Here is a 7,103-nt window from a genome sequence, read left to right on the forward strand (position 1 = left end):
TCCTATCCCATATCGCGGGCCCTTGCCATGGTGTCTGCCCACACATCCCGCAGCGCCCGCGGTGGGCGCTGCCATCGGCCGTGCGTGTTCCGCCAGACGGTCGACAGCAGGCAGGCCAGCGCCTGGTGGTCCTCGGCGGGCGTGCCGGGCAGGCGGAGCAGCCTGCCGATGGCCACGTCGGTCAGCACGGCGTCGCCGCGGTCGTCGACCACGACCGCGGACGGGCCGATGGTGCCGTGGCACACGCCGCGGGTGTGCAGTTCGGCCAGCGCGGCGCGGACGCCGTCGGCCACGTGCAGCAGTTCTGCGGTCGTCAGGCGGGCCCGGCGCAGTGTCCCGCCGAGGACGGCGTCGGTGGCGATCGCGACGTGGCCGTCGACGAGCACGTCCCGCACGGCCGCGACGTTCGGGTGCCGGATGGCGGTGAGCAGGTCGACGTCGGCGCGGCGGACCGCGGGCGGGTCGGGCGACAGCACCCGGACCGAGACCGGCATGCCGTCGGGACCTGCGGCGATGTGCGTCATGCCGTACCGGTCACCCCACACGGGGTGCAGGAGCCGGTAGCGGCCGGCAAGTGTGGCAGGCATACCCGGCAGTGTCGGCACAGGACACGTACTGGACATGTATTGGACGTGGATTGCCTGGTCAGGGTCGATTACGCCGCCATTGTGGACAGATAGTGGTCGATCTTCACCTCCTGATCTGGTCAGGAGGCTGGAGGCACCATTTCTCCGTGGTTCACTGGGGCTCGTGCTGGTTGAATGGGGCGGACGAGGTTGGACTCCCCTTGCCTCCGAGGTGCTCTTCGCTTCACCGTGGTTTCAAGTGCGGCGAGACGACATGCTGCGCCCGGACGGTTCGCGAGGGTTCTACGACAGCGTGGTCGCACAGCCCGCCGTGACCATACTTGCGGTGGACGATCGACGACAGATCGCGGTCACACGGCAGTGGATCTGTGTACACGGAGAGGCGCAATGGCGGTTGCCCGCGGGCCGCGTCGACACACTCGACGGGACATTGCGCGCTGCTGCGCAGCGGGAACTCGCCGAGGAAACAGGTATCCGCGCCGATGACTGGCGTGCACTCGGATCCATCAACTGTGCCGACTCGTTGACGAACCATCGGGACCATGCCTTCCTCGCCATGGGACTCACGAGCGGAGGGGAGCGCAGACTCGAGCCTGGGGAAGCCGACCTCGTGTTGCATTGGATACCTGTCGAACAGGTTGTCAAGATGGTCCTCGCCGGCGAACTTCCACACGCCGGCAGCACATTCGCCGTGTTGACCGCCCAAGTACAGGGCCTTCTCTAGGTCAGGTTCTAACTCCGACGAACAGAACGGCCATCGGCTCCACCTATCTGTTGAGCACTTCACGCACCGCGGCGACTACGTCCTCCGGTGTCCTGGCCTGCAGGGAGGCCAGCCCTCGCGCCCCAGGTGGCACGATGTCGGAGCCGTCCAAGTTTATGATCAACAACTGCAACTCCCCCGCGCGGTGCTGTCGCAAGGCGAGATCGATCTCGTCGTAGCAATACCTGCTGGCCGCATAGGAACGGCTCCAGAGAACGATGAACAGATCCGCTCCGCGCACCGCGTCTTCGATCGCCGCCTCGACCATTCGATCCGGTGGCAACGCTCGCTCGCCGAACAGCACCGCGAGACCCATCACCGTCAGGTAGTGATCCAACGCCTGAGCGTAGTCCCGGTCCGCCCTGGCACGGCTGATGAAGATGCTGTGCGGACGCCCCTTGGGCAGGCTGGTCCCACGCACCTGCGCCATCACCATCTGGTTGGCGATGGTCACGGCATCACGGACGGCGTGCTTGTCTGTCAGGAGACTCGAATCGAGCCAGGGATAACTGGTCCGCCAATCCCGCCGCCGGAAGGCCCGCGCGGCAGCTCCGCCAAGGAATGAGAACGGCACAATAGGCTGCTGACGCGCCTCCGCCAAGTGCAGGATCGTACTCGCCGTCTTACCCGGTTGACCTCCCACGGCGATGATGACGTCGGCCCTTTCCATCGCCATCAACTGGCACAACACCCACGCTTGCGCCAAGGAGTCACGGTCATCGGTCGCCGGCCCGGGATAGAACCAGTTCTTGATCCGGTTGACCGCCGCTGCTCCGAGAACGTCGTGGAGCTGTGCGTAATACTGTTCGACCTCCGGATGGTGCGGCCGGTGCATGTGCACCGTTCCGTTCCCGCCGGTTTCGACATAGCCACGTAATGCGTGGAAGTCGGCCGAATCGGGAATCGGGGAACAAATGACCAGGTCCACTGCGGCCTTCGCCAGCACCACCCCCAGTCGCTGGCAGAACTGTTCCAGTTCCGTTCGTTCGAAGTCCGGGTAACTCGTCTCGCCGGTGATACCGCCGAGAACGAAGGCCGAACGTATCCTGTTGCCCCCCGCAGCGGCCGACTGTTCTCCGAGATCCTCCCGTGTCACCACGGCGTCCCAGAGGTGTTTGAAACGTTTCGTTTCCTCGTCTGGATCACGCTGCGGCGTGCTGCGTTCAGCGAGAACGCGGACCACTGGTTCGAGCTTGGACCACCTGGGCGAGCCGATCCCGTGCAGAAGTTCGCGCACCTTCTGGTGGCTGACGGAGTCCCGAAATCGATCATCGTCCGCTACGGCGTTCGCGATCGTCCGCAATCCGGGTTCTCCTGCCGCACGGTAGAGCTCGTGCAGGCCCTCCGTCAGCGTCCTCAACGGGCCCGGCGGCAACTCGTCAGGCCCCGGCACCTGGACGCCACTCACGATGCTGCTCCACCCCCGTGTCAGGATCCGGCAAGTTGCGTAGAGCATACGTCCGCAGCGCGGCATGGTCTGTCAGGTTCCGTAGTTTCTGGCCAGTAAGTGCAATCAGCCTATTCTCGGACGTAACCATTAATTCATGACTGAACATCTCCGAAAGAGAAGAACTGCAATTCACGCTGCCGTACGCTTGTGCATTGCCGTCGATGTCGAGAATTATCGCAGGTTTGACAACCCCGACGCGGAACACGCACAGGAGAGGTTTGTCCAGGCACTGCGGCACGCCCGTAATCAGGCCAACATTTCCGAAGAGGACGTCTCCGTCGATCGGTCGGGTGACGGACAGTTCCTGGTGTTCCGGCCGGGACTGGACGAATCGTCGGCGATACCGGCCTTCGTGACAGGGTTGTCGATCGCCATGAGGCGCACGAACGATTCGTCGAGCAGCCATCTTCGCTTGCGCCTTCGGGTCGCCATGCACCGAGGCTTGTTGAAGCCGGGCATCAACGGATGGGTGGGACATGCGGCGACCGCCGTGCACCGACTCCTGGACTCCTCACCGTTGCGCACCGCGTTGAGGTGCACGCCTACAGCAACCTTCGCCCTAGCGGTCAGCGACCCGCTGTACCGCGACGTGGTAGCGCACAACTACCCGGACCTGCCGTCGGACTCCTTCCAGCGGAAGATCATCAACATTCGACGCAAGGCGTTCACCGAGCCGGCGTGGATCTATCTCGACGGACCCACTACCTCCGCGAGCCGGTTCGACCACCTTACCTCGCCCCCGGGGCACCGACACCTCCGCTGACTCAATTTCGACAAAGCGTTTCCCGTTTCCTATTACATCTGGAAACACGCAATAGATTGTCGCCCCAAGTTCGCTCATGAATTCTCATGTCAGGCGCCAGTTCGGCACCGTTGGCAAACACCAGGAGGAATCATGTCGAGGCCCCACTCTGCCGTTTTCACGAAGCGGATCGCACTGTTGGCCGGTACCGCGGCGATCATCGTCGCCATCCCGTTCATGGGTGCCACCTCGGCGTCCGCCGGCGAGGACGCACCGCCCCCGCCGCCCACCACCACCGCGACGACCGAGGGACACGACTGGAACAACTGAACGGCTCCCAGCGTCAGGCGAGAACGCGGGTGCCTTCGTAACATTGCGCTCGATTCGCGACGATGGTGTACTCGGCAGGGGACGCTGGGAGGACATCCGTGGTCGAGTTCGGCGAATTGTTGCGGAACTCCCGCATGGCGAGCGGCATGTCTCTCGGGGAGTTGGCCAGGCGGATCAAATACAGCAAGAGCCAGGTCAGCAAGATCGAGAATGGACGCGCTCGGGCAGGCCGCATGTTCGCGCGGTTGTGCGACGAGGCATTGGGTACGGGTGGCACCCTCGCAGCGGCGGTGTCACCCGAACCCGTGCGGACCGAGGCACCGCCGCCGGACGAGGTCTGGGTGCTCGAACTGGACGAAGCCGGGGCGTTGCGGTTCACGGAACGACCGCGGCGCCAGGTGCTCGCAGGGGCCGGTGCGGACCTGGGCTACGCACCGGGCCGCGGCCGCAGGCCCGCTATCGACGACCACATGTTCACTTTGCTCCGCAAGTCCTTCGACGACCACCACGTGCTGGGCACAATGACCAGCCCGGCGCTGGTGCTCGGGCAGGTCATCGCCCACCTGCACACGTTGCGCACCCTCGCGGTCGACAACCCTGAACCGATGCGATCGGAGCTGCTGGTGCTCGCCGCGCGGGCAGCCGAATACGCCGGCTGGATGAGCCAGGAGGCCGGCGACGAAGCGGACGCCCTGCGGTGGACCGACCGCGCTGTGACCCTCGCCGGGGAACGTGATCCGCACCTGGCGAGCTTCGCGTTGTTCCGGCACGCGGAGGTAGCGCTGTACCAGCACAACCCGGTACGGACGATCGAGCTGGCGAAACTGGCTCAGCGAGATCATCTGGCCGGTCCACGCATACTCGGGCTCGCCGCACGGTGTGAGGCGCAGGGGCACGCACTCGCGGGGGATGTCAGTGCCTATGAGAAGGCGCTGGACAGGGCCGCGGAACTGCTCGCTACCAGGGAGGAGAGTCCCGGTGCGGTCCTGGGACCCGCATCGGTGCCGGACGATCTGGGTCTTGTCCGCGGTTGGTCGTTGTACGACCTCGGCAGACCCGGTGAGTCGGCCGAGCTGCTCGAACGGCATCTGGCTGAGGTGCCATCGTCGGCTCGGCGTGCCCGCGCACGGTTCGGGGTGCGGTGCACGCTCGCCCACGCTATGAACGGTTCACCGGACCAGGCGTGCGCCGTCGCACGTAATGTGCTCGCCGACGTCGCGATGGTTGACTCGGCCACAATCCGGCTCGACCTGCGCGAGCTGTACCGGACGCTGAACCGCTGGCGTAGCAACTCCGAGGTTCTCGATCTACAAACTGAACTCCTACCCTTGCTGCGCTGAGCATGCGCACGTGAACTCGTCCAGTTCCTCGCGGATCTCCTTGGCCTCGGGGAGGCCCAGCGCGGTGTACTCGGCGAGGGCTTCGTGCCAGTGGGCGGGCTGGTGACGACCGGTTTCGTGCAGGACCAGCGCGATGCGGTGTTTGGCCCGCGCACATTGGGCTCGCTCCCCCATGCCCGCGGAGAGGTCGAGCGCGGCTCGGTACGCGTGTAGCGCCGAATCGTGATCACCACCCACTCGGGCGGTCTCACCGCGATCGAGGTACAGCTGAGTGCGCAGGTTCGGGTCGACCACGGAGTCGGCGACCTTACGGGCCTGTTGTTGGCAGGCGATCGCCTCGTCGAGCCTACCTGCCAGGCGGTGGACGTTACCGAGGTTGTTGAGCGCGTACGCTTCGCACCCGCGATCGCCCAACTCGATAGCCAGTTCGCGAGCCTCCGTGTGGTTGGCGTACGCCTCGCCCAGTCTGCCCAGCCTCTGCCGCACGCAACCGAGGTTGTCGAGCGAGTGTGCAAGGCCCTGTCGGTGGTCGAGGTCGCGCAACAGCGCGATGGCTGCCATGTGGTTTCTCTCGGCGGCGGCCAAGTCGCCGCGAAGCTCATTCACGACACCGAGGAGATCGAGGGCGTGAGCTTGACCGCTCCGGTCACCGATCTGTTCGAACCGCTCCAACGCGGCAGCGTAATACGTGGCGGCTGCGCTGAAGTCGCCGAGCTTGTTGGCGGTGGACGCGATCACCACGAGGGTGGCCGCCTCCCCGCTCACGTCTCCGAGTTCCACCCACAAGGGCAGCGACTGCTCGGCGATTTCCCTGGCTTCGGCAAGTGCGCCGGAACGCCAGCGCGCGTTCGCCAGCCTCAGCAACACGTGGGCCTGGCCTGTGCGGTTGGCCGAACCATCGAGCGCCTTCGCGGCGCACTGGAGGGTCTCCGTCCAGTCACGCAGGTAGCCGCGGACATAGAAGTACCGCCACATCAGCACGGCGAGCTGCCACGTGTACTCCGGCCTGTCGTGATCCGCGGTGTGGTAGATGATCGCGACGAGGTTGTGCCGCTCGTCGTCGAGCCAATCCCTGGCCGCGTCAGCCGTGGGGAACGACAGGGCGGCCGGGCTGGTCACGGTGACCGCGGGGTGACGTGCACGGTCGTACGGAAACAGGATGTCGATCGCGGTGGCGGTCGTGACCAGGTAGAAGTCGAGCAGGCGGTCCACCGGGGCGATCGGGTCGTCCGGTGGGTGGGCGGCGAGCACGTAGTCGCGGAGGGGGTCGAGCATCTGGAAGCGTTCCGGGGCGGACTCCTCCAGCAGGCTCATGCGGTGGAGGTCCTCGAGCAGGGCTCTGGCGCGCGGGGCGCCCATCAGTGCGGCCGCCCCCGGGGCGGACAGGTCAGCGCCGGGGGCGAGGGCGAAAACCCGGAACAGCGTCTGTTGTTCCTCGGTGAGCTGGTCGTAGGACACGGTGCAGGCGATGGCCGCGGCCTGCGGGAACGTGGTGTCCGGGCTGACCGCGGGCACCTCGCGCAGCAGGCCGAGCAGGTGGGCGAGCGGCCAGCGGGTGTGGCGGTTGAACTGGGCGGCGACGAGGTGGATGAGCAGCGGCACGTGCCCGCACAGCGCGACGATCTCGCGGACCTGGTCGACGTGGCCGTGCACGCGTTCCGGGCTGACCAGCTTGCGGAACAGCTCCACGGCCTCGTGCGGTGGCAGGGGTTCGAGGCGGATGTGCTCGGTGGCCATCAGCATGCCCTGCTCGCGGCTGGTGACCAGGGTGAGGGTGGCGCCGAGCAGGGGCTCGACCTGGTCCTCGGAGGCGGCGTTGTCGAGGACGACCAGGGTGCGGGTGCCGTCGACGGACGACCGGTACAGGTCGGCGCGGGCCGCGGTGGACTCG

The 7,103-nt window shown here is 66.1% G+C and carries 7 protein-coding genes; 4 read left to right on the top strand and 3 right to left on the bottom strand.

Annotated features, from left to right (window positions below):
• Window positions 1-2: 2 nt before the first annotated feature.
• On the bottom strand, window positions 3-587 hold the full coding sequence (locus ACYQ77_RS35290; RefSeq protein WP_459719385.1) for a protein kinase family protein: 585 nt from the start codon (window positions 585-587) through the stop codon (window positions 3-5).
• A gap of 253 nt (window positions 588-840) precedes the next feature.
• Between ACYQ77_RS35290 and ACYQ77_RS35295 the strand changes: the two genes are divergently transcribed.
• The gene (locus ACYQ77_RS35295) at window positions 841-1,311 is read left to right on the top strand and encodes an NUDIX hydrolase (protein WP_459719387.1); all 471 of its coding nucleotides are present in this window, start codon (window positions 841-843) and stop codon (window positions 1,309-1,311) included.
• 43 nt (window positions 1,312-1,354) lie between these two features.
• Here ACYQ77_RS35295 and ACYQ77_RS35300 read toward each other — a convergent pair whose 3' ends face one another.
• The gene (locus tag ACYQ77_RS35300) at window positions 1,355-2,758 is read right to left on the bottom strand and encodes a toll/interleukin-1 receptor domain-containing protein (protein ID WP_459719389.1); all 1,404 of its coding nucleotides are present in this window, start codon (window positions 2,756-2,758) and stop codon (window positions 1,355-1,357) included.
• Between the two features lie 136 nt (window positions 2,759-2,894).
• On the opposite strand from ACYQ77_RS35300, the gene ACYQ77_RS35305 reads away from it, so the two are divergent.
• The 3 genes from ACYQ77_RS35305 (at window position 2,895) to ACYQ77_RS35315 (ending at window position 5,212) form a co-directional block, all read left to right on the top strand.
• Window positions 2,895-3,563, top strand: coding sequence for a hypothetical protein (locus ACYQ77_RS35305; protein WP_459719391.1), 669 nt, complete (start codon window positions 2,895-2,897; stop codon window positions 3,561-3,563).
• A gap of 132 nt (window positions 3,564-3,695) precedes the next feature.
• Window positions 3,696-3,872 carry a hypothetical protein gene (locus tag ACYQ77_RS35310; RefSeq protein WP_459719393.1) on the top strand — a complete coding sequence of 59 codons (177 nt, stop codon included), beginning with the start codon at window positions 3,696-3,698 and terminating at the stop codon, window positions 3,870-3,872.
• 98 nt (window positions 3,873-3,970) lie between these two features.
• Window positions 3,971-5,212, top strand: coding sequence for a helix-turn-helix domain-containing protein (locus tag ACYQ77_RS35315; protein ID WP_459719395.1), 1,242 nt, complete (start codon window positions 3,971-3,973; stop codon window positions 5,210-5,212).
• Here ACYQ77_RS35315 and ACYQ77_RS35320 read toward each other — a convergent pair.
• Window positions 5,195-6,955, bottom strand: a complete 1,761-nt coding sequence (locus tag ACYQ77_RS35320) for a tetratricopeptide repeat protein (RefSeq protein WP_459719398.1) — start codon at window positions 6,953-6,955, stop codon at window positions 5,195-5,197. The two genes, ACYQ77_RS35315 and ACYQ77_RS35320, sit on opposite strands and share 18 nt — an antisense overlap.
• Window positions 6,956-7,103 lie beyond the last annotated feature (148 nt).

The organism is Actinophytocola sp. KF-1, assembly GCF_054661535.1.

Coding starts and splice junctions, on each gene's coding strand:
- ACYQ77_RS35310 (WP_459719393.1), top strand. CDS start 3,696: ATGTCGAGGCCCCACTCTGCCGTTTTCACGAAGCGGATCGCACTGTTG.
- ACYQ77_RS35295 (WP_459719387.1), top strand. CDS start 841: ATGCTGCGCCCGGACGGTTCGCGAGGGTTCTACGACAGCGTGGTCGCA.
- ACYQ77_RS35320 (WP_459719398.1), bottom strand. CDS start 6,955: ATGCTGATGGCCACCGAGCACATCCGCCTCGAACCCCTGCCACCGCAC.
- ACYQ77_RS35290 (WP_459719385.1), bottom strand. CDS start 587: ATGCCTGCCACACTTGCCGGCCGCTACCGGCTCCTGCACCCCGTGTGG.
- ACYQ77_RS35305 (WP_459719391.1), top strand. CDS start 2,895: ATGACTGAACATCTCCGAAAGAGAAGAACTGCAATTCACGCTGCCGTA.